The following is a 14,835-nucleotide window of genomic DNA, read 5'->3' on the forward strand; positions in this document are numbered from 1 at the left end:
ATTGGGTGATGCGTGTTAATTAAAGACTACTGAACAACGGGAAAATGCCCATCAGCAGCGCGGCGAACATTATGCATAGGCATACCAGCACTGCCCACTTGAGCGTGAAGCGCTGGTGATCGCCGAACTCGATACCGGCCAGGGCCACCAGCAGGTAGGTCGAAGGTACCAGTGGGCTGAGCAGGTGTACCGGCTGCCCGACGATCGAGGCACGGGCCATTTCCACCGGGCTGATGCCGTAATGGCTGGCCGCTTCCGACAGCACCGGCAGCACGCCGTAGTAGAAGGCATCGTTGGACATGAAGAAGGTGAACGGCATGCTCACGATCGCGGTGATCACCGCCAGGTACGGGCCCAATGCTTCAGGGATGACCGCCAGCAAACTCTTGGACATGGCCTCGACCATGCCGGTACCGGACAGGATGCCGGTGAAGATGCCCGCAGCGAAGATCAGCCCGGTCACGGCCAGCACGCTGCCGGCGTGGGCGGCGATGCGGTCTTTCTGCTGCTGCAGGCAGGGGTAGTTGACGATCATGGCGATGCTGAAGGCGATCATGAACAGTACCGGCAGCGGTAGTACGCCGGCGATCAGTGCGACCATCAGGCCGGCGGTCAGGGCGCCGTTGAAGTAGATCAGCTTGGGGCGGCGTGCTTCCGGGAACTGCGACACGCTGATTTCGCTGTGGTCGATGTCATCGGTCGGCAGGTGCAGTTCACCCAGGCGGGCACGTTCGCGCTTGCCGTACATATAGGCGATGGCGAGGATCGCCAGCACACCGAAGGCCATGGCCGGGATCATCGGCACGAAGATGTCCGATGGGTCTACGTGCAGGGCGCTGGCGGCACGGGCGGTCGGGCCACCCCACGGGGTCATGTTCATCACTCCACCGGCGAGGATGATCAAGCCGGCCATGATCCGCGGGCTCATGCCCAGGCGGCTGTACAGCGGTAGCATGGCGGCGCAGCAGATCATGTAGGTGGTGGCGCCGTCACCGTCGAGCGAGACCACCAGGGCCAGCACCGCAGTACCGACCGAGACTTTCAGCGGGTCACCCTTGACCAGCTTGAGGATCTTGCGCACGGCCGGGTCGAACAGGCCGGAGTCGATCATCAGGGCGAAATAGAGGATGGCGAACATCAGCATCACGCCAGTGGGCGCGAGCTTGCTGATGCCTTCGAGCATCATCGGGCCGATCTTGGCGGAAAAACCGCCGAACAGGGCGAACAGGATCGGTACCAGGATCAGCGCGATCAAGGCCGACAGGCGCTTGGTCATGATCAGGTACATGAAGGTGATGACCATGGCAAAGCCGAGGAAGGTCAGCATGGCAATACTCCAGGCGTGGCGCAGCGAAAGGAATGGCTATTCGGGCGGATCAGCGCGTGAGGCGCTGCACGGGGAGCATGGGTCGGGGGGCTACATGAAGGCGGGCGCAGGAATACATCAGAATCACCATTGTTGTTGTTGATGGGCCGGGCGCGGAAATTTCCGGGTGCCCTGGCTGACCGGTCTGGTGCCGGTAGTGGCGGCTATCCTAGGGGGGCAAGCTTTCAGCCAGCTTTCGCCGGGAAAACGGCGACGGGAGGTAGGTGATGCAGGATGTAACCGAGGGTGGCTGCCATTGCGGCGCCTTGCGCTATCGGCTGCAGGGTGACCTGACAGATGTCGCCCATTGCCATTGTTCGATCTGCCGGCGAGTCAGCGGCGGGCTGGTGGTGACCTGGGTCACCCTGCCCCGTTCTGGTTTCCGCTGGATGGCGGGAAGGCCTCAGTGCTATGTGGCACCGGCCAGTTGCAAGCGGTATTTCTGTGGGGAATGTGGGGCGCATGTGGCACTGGTGACCGAGCATAGCCCGGGAACCATCGATGTGACCGTGGCAACGCTGGACCACCCGGAGCAGGTGCCGGCCAGGCGGCATATCTGGACGACAAGCCGATTGCCCTGGATGCATCTGGATGAGGAGTTGCCTGGAGAGGCAGAGGAAGAACTGTAGGAGCGGCCTTGTGTCGCGAAAGGGCCGCAAAGCGGCCCCAGCAATATCTGCAGCAAAGCTGAAATCGCGGGGCTGCTCTGCAGCCCTTTCGCGACACAAGGCCGTTCCTACAGACGATCTGTTGGCCGGCGCTAGGGCAATTGCAGGCCGCCAGCCGCCTTGTGCAGGGCTCGCAAATGCTCGCCAATCTGCTTCACGTTAGCCTCGACCGCAGCAATCTCCCTGGCCCGCGACGGCTCCAATAGTGCCCTCACCTCTTTGTCCAAGGCGCTACTCAGCCGCAGCAGCTTGGCCTGCCGCTCGCTGCTGACCTGCTCCAGCTGCTTGCGCTCTTCCGGCTGCGGCAATCCGTAACCCTTGGCATCCAGCAACTCGGCCGGGCGGCTGAGGAAGCCGCTGTTGGCGAGCATCTGCTTCAGGGTCTCGTCGGCCTTGTTGATACTGCCGTCCTTCAGCGCTGCAGCGTTCAGGTAGCGCTGTTTCACTTCGTCCTGAGCCAGCAGCAACTGCCGTCGCAGGCTGGCCTGCTCGAGTAGCAGCAAGGCCGCGCTGGTGCGCAGGTCGGCTTTGTCGAACCAGGGGCGCCTTTGCTCTGCATCCAGGGCCAGCCAGTCTTCGACCTCGGTCTGCTTGATTGGCAGTTGCTTCCTCAGCACATCGAACATGGCCTGGTAACGGTCGCGATAGGAGTCGAAGCGGTAACCCAGGCGCAGGGCCTCTCGCGGGTCATCGAGCACGCTGGTATCGGCCAGCCCCCTGCCCTTGAGCACGGCCAGCAAGCCATTGGGCATGATGCTGTCGAGGTCGTTCAGGCGTGGGTTGGCAGTGCCGCTGCGCAGCAGCTTCAACGATTCCACTGCGCAGTTGTTGGACAGGAACCAATAGTTGCCATCGTAGCTCCAGTGCATCTCGGCGGCCTGGCGTACCAGGTTTTCAATCTCGTCGCGGTTGAGCTTGAGCGGTACCGAGGCCAGGCTGCGCAGTTCGGTCTTGGTGTATTCATCGATCACCTGGCCCAGCGGCAGCACGAACAGCCGTGAGGGGTAGGCACCGACCAGGCCGTCCCAGCTGGACAGCTGCACGTCGTTGACGAACGCACGGTAAGACAGCACCAGGCTCTGGTCGAGGTCCAGTCGGCAGTCCGGGCCACGTGGGCGGCCGGGTTTGCAGATCACCAGGCGCAACATGCTGTGGCCCCAGCGGCTGACCAGATTCTGGTTGGCTTCAGCCAGCAGGAAGTCGACTTCGTAGACCCGTTCGGGGTCGATCTCGCCCAGTGGCTGGCGGGCAAAGTCGCTGCCGGCATTGATGAACGGCAGGCCTTTGGCGCAGGTGTTCTGCTCTGGGGCCCAGCCAAAATGCTCACGCAGGTATTGATTCAGCGCCGGTCGACGGCAACCGTAGCTCGGGTCGAGGAGGAAATACTCCATGTTGACCGCGATGTATTCCTTGGGGCTGCTCAGCTCGTAACTGTCGGGGCTGCGCATGAACTGGGCGTTGTGCTGCTCACGTTCGCCACGGCGACCGACGTATTGTGGCCAGCCAGCCAGGTCGAGCAGGCGTGGGTCGTCGCTGAGGGTAAAGCGGCGTTCGGCTTGACCGCGGCATTCTTCCAGCTGGCCGATCTTGCCCAGCGTGCCTTGCTGGCGAGCGCAACGGGCGAACAGCGAGCGCTCGGCGCTGGGCCACAGGCGGGCACGATCATAAATATGGGTGAGCTCATGCAGGACGGTGGCCAGCAGCTCTTCACGCACCGTGCCATGGGGCCGGTTGGTACGCTCGGTGGCGGCACTGCCGTCCGTCAGGCTGGGTAGCAGGCGGCGATTGAGTTCGAGGGTCGATACCAGCGAAGCCTGGCCATAGGCATCGGCTGGCATATTGTCGCTCCAGCTGACCGTGACGCGCCGGTCCAGCCGTTGCTTGAACAGTGGCGGCAGCTTGGCCATGGCCTCGTCGAGCAGGGCCTGGCTGGCTTGGGTCTGTTGCGGGTCGAGGCCCGCCGCCTGCAGCTCCAGCTGCAGGTCGGCCAGGGCGGGTGTGCCCAGCAGCGTCAAGGCGCAGCCGAGCAGCCAGGCACGCACGCGGTTCACAGCGCGAGGATGGCTTCGGCCAGTACTTGGTCGCTGGCGTCGCGTGCTTCTGGTACGCGCTCGCGCAGGGTGCTGAATGCAGCTTCGAGCTGCGCGCCACGGATATCGCCATTGCTGGCGACGAAGCTGGCGGCGTCGTCATGGGCTTCGCGTACCACTTTGGCGTCGCGGATCGACGTGGTGGTGTCAGAGGTGAAGTCGATCGAACGGCCAAAGGCGCGCACGATGATGTTGCTGGTGGCCACCAGGGTCTGTGCATGGGCCAGGTCGGCCAGCAGCAACATGCCGAGGGAAGCGGCAATCAGCGGTTTACGCATGGAGCATCTCCGAAAAATACAGGGAGTCAGGTGTAGTTATTGGACGAGAATTGCTTCTGCCAGTTCAAGGTCGCCGACGGAGTGCCGAGCGCAGTTGTGGCGCAGCGAGTCGAGCGCCGCTTCCAGGCGTGCACCGCGGATCAGGCCATCGCTGGCAACGTATGCCGCAGCATCGTCGCGGGCCTGCCTGACCAGTTTGCGGTCGAAGGGGGCGGCAGTGACCTGGCTGGTAACGTAGCCCGTGATGACCAGGCCTTGTGTGGTGGTGTCCATGGCGTGGGCACTGGCCATGGCAGTGGCGCTGAACAGCAACGGCAACAGATAACGCATGAGCTTTCTTGACGGCAAGGGAAGTGAACGGCGAAGGCTACCCCAGGTGCGAGGCCGCTAGCCAACGCACCTGCTGTGCATGGCCTTGATCAGATCGCGAGGATGGCCTGGGCCAACTGTGCATCACTGGCTTGCAGCTGCGGCATGGTCGAACGGATGTGCAGGAAGGCACTTTCCAGTCGCGCACCACGAATGGCCCCTTGTGTGCCGACGAAGCTGGCGGCGTCATCACGGGCTGCCTGCACGATCTTGTCATCGCGGAACGATGAGGTCAGGTCGGAGGTGGCGTCGGTGGAGGCGGCGAAGGCGCGTACCACGGCATCGGTGGTGACAACAAAACTGCTCGCTTGGGCGGTGCTGGCCAGGCCGAGCAGCAGGGCGGCACCAATCAGGTATTTACGGGACATGTTCTTGGACTCCTGGATAGGGTTCTGCTTTATCGGACGCTTGCAGAGCTCGTCGCGGTACGTGTTTGACAACGGGTTCTACCAGACTGCTGAGCGAAGCGTATCACGCGGTGCTGTTTCTGGATGTTAAGGAGAGCGGAAGCGGGCAACTGTTATGGTCAATTTTCTAAATTTATTAACTGTGCATGTCTTGCATGGAACGGCTCTGGGACGCACCTTGCGGGCAATAAAAAACCCGCTGCAGTCGCCTGCAACGGGTTGGGGAATTCGCGGTGCCAGCTTGCAGCCGGCAAACCGGAGCTTAGCGCCAGAACGGCTTGCTCAGCTCTTCATAACGCTGCGACTCGCTGATACCGGCGTCGGCCAGCAGGCGGGCATCCAGGCGAGCCAGTTGACGGCGGCTGGCCATGCGACGCTGCCACAGCAGCAGAGTGGAGATAGCGCGCAGTGGCAGGGAAGCCTGGGACTGCTGGGCGTTGCTTTCAAAAACCAGACCGGAACTGAGGGTACGTTCCATGATGTTTCATCCTTCCGCTTATGGCGGGATTAGGTAGTGATTTAACTGATGCCAATGATCCTCCTCTGCTGTCCATAACAGTAGATACAGTTCAACAGTAATGCGATGGGCCAGTTAACTGTTTAACCCTACTGTTGCACTCGAAATAGGCGCAACTGTACCGGTCTGCACTGAGGTGGTGCATTTTGGCTTGGCATTGGAGATTTTAAAGGTAGGAAGGCCTGAAAATAGCAGTACAGTAGTACAGTTTTAATCAGGAAATTGAGCGAAGTGTTCAGACGGGATGGTTTGACTGTTGTGGTCCTGTCGTCGGCGTGGCGACGACAGGGCCAAAACAGTTGAGACAGCTGGATCAGCTGGCGAGCATGCGCCCGGTTTCTTCCAGGTTTTCGTGCCAGCTCAGTGCTTCACGCAGGATGTGCGGGGTGTGGCCACCACGTTGGCAGGCGCGATCGAAGTAATCGTTCAGCGCTGCGCGGTAGTCCGGGTGCACACAGTTGTCGATGATCGCCCGCGCCCGCTCACGCGGTGCCAGGCCACGCAGGTCGGCCAGGCCTTGTTCGGTGACCAGGATGTCGACGTCGTGCTCGGTATGGTCAACGTGGCTGACCATCGGCACTACGCTGGAAATCGCACCGCCCTTGGCGATCGACTTGGTGACGAATACCGCCAGGTGGGCGTTGCGGGCGAAGTCACCCGAACCGCCGATGCCGTTCATCATCTTGGTGCCACAGACGTGGGTCGAGTTGACGTTGCCGTAGATGTCGAACTCCAGCGCCGTGTTGATGCCGATGATGCCCAGGCGGCGGACCACTTCGGGGTGGTTGGAGATTTCCTGTGGGCGCAGGATCAACTTGTCCTTGTAGCGCTCCAGGTTGCCGAACACGTCGGCATTGCGACGGGTCGACAAGGTGATCGAGCTGCCCGAGGCAAAGCTCAGCTTGCCGGCGTCGATCAGGTCGAAGGTCGAGTCCTGCAGCACTTCGGAGTACATGGTCAGGTCTTCGAACGGCGACTCGATCAGGCCACACATCACCGCGTTGGCGATGCTGCCGATACCTGCCTGCAGCGGGCCGAGCTTGTTGGTCATGCGGCCAGCTTCCACTTCCTGCTTCAGGAAGTTGATCAGGTGGTCGGCGATGCCCTGGGTTTCGTCATCCGGTGGCAGCACGGTGGATGGTGAATCCGGCTGGTCGCTGATGACGATGCCGACGATCTTGGCCGGGTCGATCGGGATCGCGGTGCTGCCAATGCGGTCGTCGACCTTGACCAGCGGGATTGGCGTGCGGGTCGGGCGATAGGTCGGGATATAGATGTCGTGCAGGCCTTCGAGGTTGGCGTTGTGCGACAGGTTGATCTCGACGATCACTTGTTTGGCGAAGATCGCGAAGCTGGCCGAGTTACCCACCGAGGTGGTTGGCACGATGTGGCCCTGCTCGGTGATGGCCACGGCTTCGATGACCGCGATATCCGGCAGCTTGAGCTGCTGGTTGCGCAGCTGCTCGACGGTTTCCGACAGGTGCTGGTCGATGAACATCACCTGGCCGTCGTTGATGGCCTTGCGCAGGGTGCTGTCGACCTGGAACGGCATGCGACGGGCCAGCACGCCGGCTTCGGTCAGCTGCTTGTCGAGGTCGTTGCCCAGGCTGGCGCCGGTCATCAGGCTGATTTTCAGTGGCGACTGCTTGGCGCGTTCGGCCAGGGCATGCGGCACAGCCTTGGCTTCGCCGGCGCGGGTGAAACCGCTCATGCCGACGGTCATGCCGTCCTCGATCAGGCCAGCGGCATCAGCCGCACTCATTACCTTGCTGTGCAGGGAGGACAAGCGGATACGATCACGGTACATGGATTGTTATCTCGGGCTACTGAAACTACTGAAGCGCAGTCTAGAGATTTCGCCCATTGCCGTCCCACGACCATGGTCGTATGAGAAGCATTGAAATAGAGCCGTTGATCTGGATCAGCAAAAGAAAAGCCCCGGCAGATTCTGACCGGGGCTTCCTTTATATCAGTGGGTTTGCAGCGACCGCTATCACTCCACCGCTTTTACCATGTCTTCGATGACTTTCTTCGCGTCGCCGAACACCATCATGGTCTTGTCCAGGTAGAACAGTTCGTTGTCCAGGCCGGCGTAGCCGCTGGCCATCGAGCGCTTGTTGACGATGATGGTCTTGGCCTTGAAGGCCTCGAGGATCGGCATGCCGGCGATGGGCGACTTCGGATCGTTCTTCGCCGCCGGGTTGACCACGTCGTTGGCACCCAGCACCAGCACCACGTCGGCCTGGCCGAACTCGGCGTTGATGTCTTCCATCTCGAACACCTGGTCGTACGGCACTTCGGCTTCGGCCAGCAGTACGTTCATGTGCCCAGGCATGCGCCCTGCCACCGGGTGGATCGCGTACTTCACGGTCACGCCGTTGTGGCTCAGCTTCTCGGTCAGTTCCTTCAGTGCGTGCTGGGCACGGGCCACCGCCAGGCCGTAACCTGGGACGATGATCACGCTGTCAGCGTTGCTCAGCAGGAAGGTGGCGTCGTCGGCAGAGCCGGATTTCACCGGGCGCTGCTCTTTCGAGCCTTGCGCCGCGCCGGCATCGGTGTCGCCGCCAAAGCCGCCGAGGATCACGTTGAAGAACGAACGGTTCATCGCCTTGCACATGATGTACGAAAGGATGGCACCGGACGAACCGACCAGGGAGCCTGCGATGATCAGCATCGAGTTGTTCAGCGAGAAGCCGATACCGGCCGCTGCCCAGCCCGAATAGCTGTTGAGCATCGACACCACCACCGGCATGTCGGCACCCCCGATCGGAATAATGATCAGCACGCCCATGATGAAGGCCAGGACCAGCATCAGGGTGAAGGCACTGTAGTGGCCGGTGAAGGTGAACAGCAGGCCCAGGGCGAGGGTGGTCAGGCCGAGGATCAGGTTCAGCTTGTGCTGACCGGCAAACTGTACTGGTGCGCCCTGGAACAGGCGGAACTTGTACTTGCCCGACAGCTTGCCGAAGGCGATCACGGAACCGGAGAAGGTAATGGCACCGATGGCTGCACCCAGGAACAGTTCCAGGCGGTTACCGGTGGGGATCGGGTCGCTGATGGCGGCGACGATGCCCATCGACTGTGGCTCGAGCACGGCGGCGATGGCGATGAACACCGCGGCCAGGCCGATCATGCTGTGCATGAAGGCGACCAGCTCAGGCATCTTGGTCATCTCGACGCGTTTGGCCATGATCGAACCGGCGCTACCGCCGACCAGCAGGCCGACGATCACGTAGCCGATGCCGGCAGTGGCCAGCTCGGCGCCGAGCTTATAGATGAGGCCAACCGTGGTGAGGATCGCGAGCCCCATGCCGATCATGCCGAACAGGTTGCCGCGCCGCGAGGTGGTCGGGTGCGACAGGCCCTTGAGCGCCTGGATGAAGCACACCGAGGCGACGAGGTAGAGGAGCGTTACCAGATTCATGCTCATGCTTACTTCTGCGCCTCGTTCTTGGTTTTCTTCTTGAACATCTCAAGCATGCGGCGGGTGACCAGGAAGCCACCGAACACGTTGACCGCAGCCAGGGCCACCGCCAGGGTGCCCATCAGCTTGCCGGCCGGGGTCACGGTCAGGGCCGCCGCCAGCATGGCGCCGACGATGACGATCGCCGAAATGGCGTTGGTGACCGCCATCAGTGGCGTGTGCAGCGCCGGGGTGACGTTCCACACCACGTGGTAGCCCACATAGATGGCCAGCACGAAGATGATCAGGTTGTAGATGCCATGGGAAATCAGCATGTCTTCCATTGTCGTGCTCCTTAGCCGTTCTTGCGGACGACCTGGCCGTCGCGGCACATCAGGCAGGCCGCGACGATGTCGTCTTCGAGGTTGATGACCAGCGCGCCGTCCTTGTCGAACAGCAGCTTCATGAAGTCCAGCAGGTTGCGTGCATACAGCGCCGAGGCATCGGCGCCCACCTGGGCCGGCAGGTTGGTCGGGCCGACGATGATCACGCCGTTCTCCTGTACCACCTGGTCGGCGACGGTCAGCGGGCAGTTGCCGCCTTGGGCTGCCGCCAGGTCGATGACCACCGAGCCGGGCTTCATCTGCGCCACGGTCTCGGCGCTGAGCAGCGTCGGTGCCTTGCGCCCGGGGATCAACGCGGTGGTGATGACGATATCCGCCTGCTTGGCGCGCTCGTGCACGGCCTGGGCCTGGCGTTGCATCCAGCTGGCTGGCATTGGCCGGGCATAGCCGCCAACACCTTCGGCGCATTCACGCTCTTCGTCGGTCTCGTAGGGCACATCGATGAACTTGGCGCCCAGCGACTCGATCTGCTCCTTCACTGCCGGGCGTACGTCGGACGCCTCGATCACCGCACCCAGGCGCTTGGCCGTGGCGATGGCCTGCAGGCCGGCAACGCCTGCCCCCAGGATCAGCACGCGCGCGGCTTTGACGGTACCGGCGGCGGTCATCAGCATGGGCATGAAGCGAGGGTAGTGGTGAGCCGCCAGCAGCACGGCCTTGTAACCGGCGATGTTGGCCTGCGACGACAGCACATCCAGGCTCTGGGCCCGGGAGGTGCGTGGTGCGGCTTCCAGGGCGAAAGCGGTGATACCGCGTTCGGCCATCTTGCCGATCAGCTCGCTGTTGAAGGGGTTGAGCATGCCTACCAGGAGGCTGCCACTGTTGATCAGGGCCAGCTCCTGGTCGTTGGGAGCGACCACCTTGAGCACCAATTGGGCGCCGTAGGCATCGGCCGCGCTTCCCAGGGAAGCCCCCACGGCCTCATAGGCACTGTCCGGAATGCTGGCGTTGAGCCCTGCCCCCCGTTGGACGGTGACCTGATGGCCCTGGCCAATCAGTTTCTTGATGGTTTCCGGGGTCGCAGCGACCCTTGTCTCACCGGTCTGCGTCTCGAGAGGAACACCAATGTGCACGACTATTTCTCCTGCGGTGACCTTTTGTCTTTGTAAAAGCCAGCACACTGCGTATGGCGCGCTGGGGCGGCTGTTGAGCGCCGGACCCGCCGAATCCAGGGCGGGCGAAGCATTTTGCAGACGAACCCAGGGGCCTTCAACCGGTTCTGGAGCGAAACGAAGTTAAAACTACAAGTCACCCTGTGACCGTATGTCGCAAGTGATGGGCTACAGCCCGTCAACCATGGGCTATTGGCAGATTAGGGGAAAAATCGAAATTTTTTGCGATGATTTCGCGGATGGGATCATGAATGTCGTAAAACCCTCTGAAAGCCGCGTGTTTAGCGGCTCCGAAGGGGTTTTTCGATTCACCTGAACAGTTTTCGTTTAAGCGACAAAAACATATATCTGTAGGTGTTTAAAATAATTGACTACAAAGGTAGGTCAGCACTCTCGCCCTTGTGCGAGGCGGTATAGAGCTGAGCCTGTCTCACCAGCCAGTCACGGAACGCCCGGAGCGAAGCGGACTCCACCTTGCGATCGGGAATCATCAGATAGTAGGCCTTGTCGCTGGACAGCGCGTACCTGTTAGCGACCACCAACCTACCCTCCTCCAGCTCGCGCTGGATCAGAAACGGCGGAATCAGTGCGATGCCCATCTCGTGCATGGCCGCCTGGGCCAGCATGGAGAATAGTTCATAGCGCGGGCCTGTCATGTCGCCCGCGATATTCAGGCCCAGGCCATTGAACCACTGGCGCCAGGCATAAGGTCGGGTGGTCTGCTGCAGCAATGGCAGGCTGGCGATGCGCTGGGCATCGAGCATGCCCTGCCCGTCCAGCAAGGCCGGGCTGCACACCGGCACGGGGTTCTCGCCCATCAGGCGGTGGGACTGGGTGCCGGACCAGTCGGCATCGCCAAAGTAGATGGCGGCATCGAACGGAGTATCGGCGAACAGGAATGGGCGGGTGCGGTTGGTCAGGTTGACGGTGACCTCGGGGTGACGTTGCTGGAAGTCCTTGAGCCGTGGCAGCAGCCATTGGGTGCCGAAGGTGGGCACCACGGCCAGTTCGATCACGTTGGCGCCCTGCTGGCGCATCACCGACAGCGTATCGCGTTCCACTGCATCCAGCTGCGCGGCAACCTGCCGGCTATAGGAAAGTCCTGCCTCGGTGAGTTTCACGCCGCGACGTGAGCGCCTGAACAGTTCGACGTTGAGGAACGCTTCCAGCCCACCGATCTGGCGACAGACGGCGCCCTGGGTCAGCGCCAGTTCCTGGGCCGCCTTGGTAAAGCTCTCGTGGCGTGCGGCCGCTTCGAAGCAGACCAGTGCGGTGGTGCTGGGGATCTTGCGGCGCATGTACGTCAACCTCACTCATGGGGCCTTGGATATGGCGTTTTCGAGTATCACGAAGTGACAAAATATCACTGATACGTGCGCAATCCTCGTTTGTCGTGGTGCCGGATCAGGCCTAGGATCAAAGGCACAAGAAACCGCTCCCCTATTTCGAGGATTTCGCTCATGGCCGGTAAAGCAAGCTTCAACTGGATCGACCCGCTGCTGCTGGATCAGCAGCTCACTGAAGAAGAGCGCATGGTGCGTGACAGCGCTTATCAGTTCGCCCAGGACAAGCTGGCCCCGCGCGTGCTGGAAGCCTTCCGTCACGAGCAGACCGACCCGGCGATCTTCCGCGAGATGGGTGAGGTCGGCCTGCTCGGTGCGACCATTCCCGAGCAATATGGTGGCAGCGGCCTGAACTATGTGTGCTATGGCCTGATTGCCCGCGAAGTGGAGCGCATCGACTCCGGCTACCGTTCGATGATGAGCGTGCAGTCTTCGCTGGTGATGGTGCCGATCAACGAGTTCGGTACCGAGGCGCAAAAGCAGAAGTACCTGCCCAAGCTGGCCTCTGGTGAGTGGATTGGCTGCTTTGGTCTGACCGAGCCTAACCATGGCTCCGACCCAGGTTCGATGATCACCCGTGCCAGGAAGGTCGATGGCGGCTATCGCCTGAGTGGCAGCAAGATGTGGATCACCAACAGCCCGATCGCCGATGTGTTCGTGGTCTGGGCCAAGGATGATGCCGGCGATATCCGCGGTTTTGTCCTGGAAAAAGGCTGGCAAGGTCTCAGCGCCCCGGCGATCCACGGCAAGGTTGGCCTGCGTGCATCCATCACTGGTGAAATCGTCATGGACAACGTGTTCGTCCCGGAAGAGAACATCTTCCCGGATGTGCGCGGCCTCAAGGGTCCGTTCACCTGCCTGAACTCGGCGCGTTATGGCATTTCCTGGGGTGCGCTGGGTGCGGCCGAAGCCTGCTGGCACACCGCTCGCCAGTACACCCTGGATCGTCAGCAGTTCGGTCGCCCGCTGGCGGCCAACCAGCTGATCCAGAAGAAGCTGGCTGACATGCAGACCGAAATCACTCTGGCCCTGCAAGGCTGCCTGCGCCTGGGTCGCATGAAGGACGAAGGCACTGCAGCGGTGGAAATCACCTCGATCATGAAGCGCAACTCCTGCGGCAAGGCCCTCGACATTGCCCGCATGGCCCGCGACATGCTGGGTGGCAACGGCATTTCCGACGAGTTCGGCGTGGCGCGCCACCTGGTCAACCTTGAGGTGGTCAACACCTATGAGGGTACCCATGACGTGCATGCGCTGATCCTCGGGCGTGCACAGACCGGCATCCAGGCCTTCTACTGATAAGGAGCCAGTCCATGGGCGCGCTATCTCATCTGCGGGTACTGGACCTCTCCCGTGTGCTGGCGGGGCCTTGGTCTGGCCAGATCCTGGCGGACCTTGGGGCTGACGTGATCAAGGTCGAGCGCCCTGGCAGCGGCGACGACACCCGCTCCTGGGGGCCGCCCTTCCTTAAGGATGCCGAAGGTGAGAACACCAGCGAGGCGGCCTATTACCTGTCGGCAAACCGTAACAAGCGCTCGGTGACCATCGACTTCACCCAGCCGGAAGGCCAGCGCCTGGTGCGCGAGCTGGCGGCCAGGTCGGATATCGTCATCGAGAACTTCAAGGTCGGTGGGCTGGCGGCTTATGGGCTGGATTACCCGAGCCTGAAGGCGATCAACCCCAAGCTTATCTATTGCTCGATCACGGGCTTCGGCCAGACGGGGCCGTACGCCAAGCGTGCGGGGTATGACTTCATGATCCAGGGCTTGGGTGGGCTGATGAGCCTGACGGGTCGCCCGGATGGAGAAGAAGGTGCCGGGCCGGTGAAGGTAGGTGTTGCTCTGACCGACATTCTCACCGGGCTGTACTCGACCGTGGCGATTCTGGCTGCCCTCGCCTACCGCGATCAGCATGGTGTTGGTCAGCATGTCGACATGGCGCTGCTCGATGTGCAGGTGGCTTGCCTGGCCAACCAGGCGATGAACTACCTGACTACGGGCAATCCTCCGCGGCGGCTGGGCAATGCTCACCCCAATATCGTGCCCTACCAGGATTTCCCGACGGCGGATGGCGATTTCATCCTTACCGTGGGTAACGATGGCCAGTTCCGCAAGTTCGCCGAGGTGGCTGGGCAGCCGCAGTGGGCGGATGACCCGCGTTTCGCTACTAATAAGCAGCGGGTGGCAAACCGGGCCGAGTTGATCCCGCTGATTCGCCAGGCGACGGTATTCAAGACTACTGCCGAATGGGTGAGCCAGCTGGAGGCGGCCGGGGTGCCATGCGGGCCGATCAATGATCTGGCGCAGATGTTCCAGGATCCACAGGTACTGGCTCGGGGGTTGGCGGTAACCATGCCCCATGGGTTGGCGGGGAGCGTGCCGCAGGTGGCCAGCCCGATTCGGTTGTCCGAAACACCTGTGGAGTATCGGCGGGCGCCGCCGCTGTTGGGCGAGCATACCGAGGCGGTGCTGGGCGATGTGCTGGGGCTGGATGCCGATGCGGTAGGGCGGTTGCGCAGCGCTGGCGTTCTTTGATGCTATATAGAGCAACTGAAAAGCGGGGAGGCCGTCAGGCCTCCCCGCTTTGCTTTTCAGCGATGTTAAAGTTTCTTGAAATTAAAGGTTGACGGGGTTTCGAATCCCCTTATAATGCGCCCCACTTCCAGCGACATCGGAACGACAAACTCCTTGAGATTCAATGAGTTAGGTGGTTAGGGTGGTGCTGGAGGCGCTTCGATCGAAAGGTCGATAGCGGTTGAGATGAAGGTTGACAGCGGTTTTAAACGCTGTATTATTCGCCTCCCGCTAGCGAGTGATCGCAGCGAGTCAAGTGTTTGAAGCTAAACGAGTTTCTCGCAAAAAACTTCAAAATAAACGCT

General features: G+C 61.6%; 14 protein-coding genes. 3 read left to right on the top strand and 11 right to left on the bottom strand.

The features are described 5' to 3' along the window. Nucleotides 1-19: 19 nt before the first annotated feature. A complete protein-coding gene (locus J7573_RS04425) occupies nt 20-1,327 on the bottom strand; it encodes a CitMHS family transporter (protein WP_294326110.1) in 1,308 nt (435 codons plus the stop codon). 266 nt (nt 1,328-1,593) lie between these two features. Between J7573_RS04425 and J7573_RS04430 the strand changes: the two genes are divergently transcribed. Then, nucleotides 1,594-1,995, top strand: a complete 402-nt coding sequence (locus J7573_RS04430) for a GFA family protein (protein WP_294326112.1) — start codon at nt 1,594-1,596, stop codon at nt 1,993-1,995. A 131-nt stretch (nt 1,996-2,126) separates the two neighbouring features. On the opposite strand, the gene J7573_RS04435 is transcribed toward J7573_RS04430, so the two are convergent. The 10 genes from J7573_RS04435 to J7573_RS04480 all read right to left on the bottom strand — a co-directional run bounded on the left by J7573_RS04435 (nt 2,127) and on the right by J7573_RS04480 (nt 11,912). Continuing rightward, nucleotides 2,127-4,085 carry a DUF4105 domain-containing protein gene (locus J7573_RS04435; protein WP_294326114.1) on the bottom strand — a complete coding sequence of 653 codons (1,959 nt, stop codon included), beginning with the start codon at nt 4,083-4,085 and terminating at the stop codon, nt 2,127-2,129. Further along, entirely contained in the window at nt 4,082-4,402 is a 321-nt protein-coding gene (locus J7573_RS04440; protein ID WP_103448300.1) for a DUF2388 domain-containing protein, read from the bottom strand. Before J7573_RS04440 ends, J7573_RS04435 begins: the two co-directional genes overlap by 4 nt. 36 nt (nt 4,403-4,438) lie before the next feature. Beyond that, a complete protein-coding gene (locus J7573_RS04445) occupies nt 4,439-4,732 on the bottom strand; it encodes a DUF2388 domain-containing protein (protein WP_103448299.1) in 294 nt (97 codons plus the stop codon). An 89-nt stretch (nt 4,733-4,821) separates the two neighbouring features. Next, the gene (locus J7573_RS04450; RefSeq protein WP_294326118.1) at nt 4,822-5,139 is read right to left on the bottom strand and encodes a DUF2388 domain-containing protein; all 318 of its coding nucleotides are present in this window, start codon (nt 5,137-5,139) and stop codon (nt 4,822-4,824) included. A 301-nt stretch (nt 5,140-5,440) separates the two neighbouring features. Next, nucleotides 5,441-5,656: a DUF1127 domain-containing protein gene (locus J7573_RS04455; protein ID WP_054884336.1), complete on the bottom strand. Its 216-nt coding sequence runs from the start codon at nt 5,654-5,656 to the stop codon at nt 5,441-5,443. Between the two features lie 352 nt (nt 5,657-6,008). Next, complete coding sequence (locus J7573_RS04460) at nt 6,009-7,502, bottom strand: acetyl-CoA hydrolase/transferase family protein (RefSeq protein WP_294326122.1); 1,494 nt, start codon at nt 7,500-7,502, stop codon at nt 6,009-6,011. A gap of 186 nt (nt 7,503-7,688) precedes the next feature. Then, a complete protein-coding gene (locus tag J7573_RS04465) occupies nt 7,689-9,125 on the bottom strand; it encodes an NAD(P)(+) transhydrogenase (Re/Si-specific) subunit beta (RefSeq protein WP_294326124.1) in 1,437 nt (478 codons plus the stop codon). Between the two features lie 2 nt (nt 9,126-9,127). Continuing rightward, nucleotides 9,128-9,442: an NAD(P) transhydrogenase subunit alpha gene (locus J7573_RS04470; RefSeq protein ID WP_003256966.1), complete on the bottom strand. Its 315-nt coding sequence runs from the start codon at nt 9,440-9,442 to the stop codon at nt 9,128-9,130. An 11-nt stretch (nt 9,443-9,453) separates the two neighbouring features. Then, nucleotides 9,454-10,575 carry a Re/Si-specific NAD(P)(+) transhydrogenase subunit alpha gene (locus tag J7573_RS04475; protein WP_015268506.1) on the bottom strand — a complete coding sequence of 374 codons (1,122 nt, stop codon included), beginning with the start codon at nt 10,573-10,575 and terminating at the stop codon, nt 9,454-9,456. A 410-nt stretch (nt 10,576-10,985) separates the two neighbouring features. Beyond that, on the bottom strand, nt 10,986-11,912 hold the full coding sequence (locus J7573_RS04480) for a LysR family transcriptional regulator (RefSeq protein WP_294326180.1): 927 nt from the start codon (nt 11,910-11,912) through the stop codon (nt 10,986-10,988). A gap of 162 nt (nt 11,913-12,074) precedes the next feature. Here J7573_RS04480 and J7573_RS04485 point away from each other — a divergent pair, with 162 nt between their 5' ends. Together J7573_RS04485 and J7573_RS04490 are read left to right on the top strand one after the other, a co-directional pair. Beyond that, the gene (locus tag J7573_RS04485) at nt 12,075-13,256 is read left to right on the top strand and encodes an acyl-CoA dehydrogenase (protein ID WP_085676655.1); all 1,182 of its coding nucleotides are present in this window, start codon (nt 12,075-12,077) and stop codon (nt 13,254-13,256) included. 14 nt (nt 13,257-13,270) lie between these two features. Next, complete coding sequence (locus J7573_RS04490) at nt 13,271-14,491, top strand: CaiB/BaiF CoA-transferase family protein (protein WP_294326183.1); 1,221 nt, start codon at nt 13,271-13,273, stop codon at nt 14,489-14,491. The last annotated feature ends 344 nt before the right edge of the window (nt 14,492-14,835 follow it).

The sequence above is a fragment of the Pseudomonas sp. genome, from assembly GCF_017744435.1.
In the GTDB taxonomy this organism is placed as follows: Bacteria; Pseudomonadota; Gammaproteobacteria; order Pseudomonadales; family Pseudomonadaceae; genus Aquipseudomonas.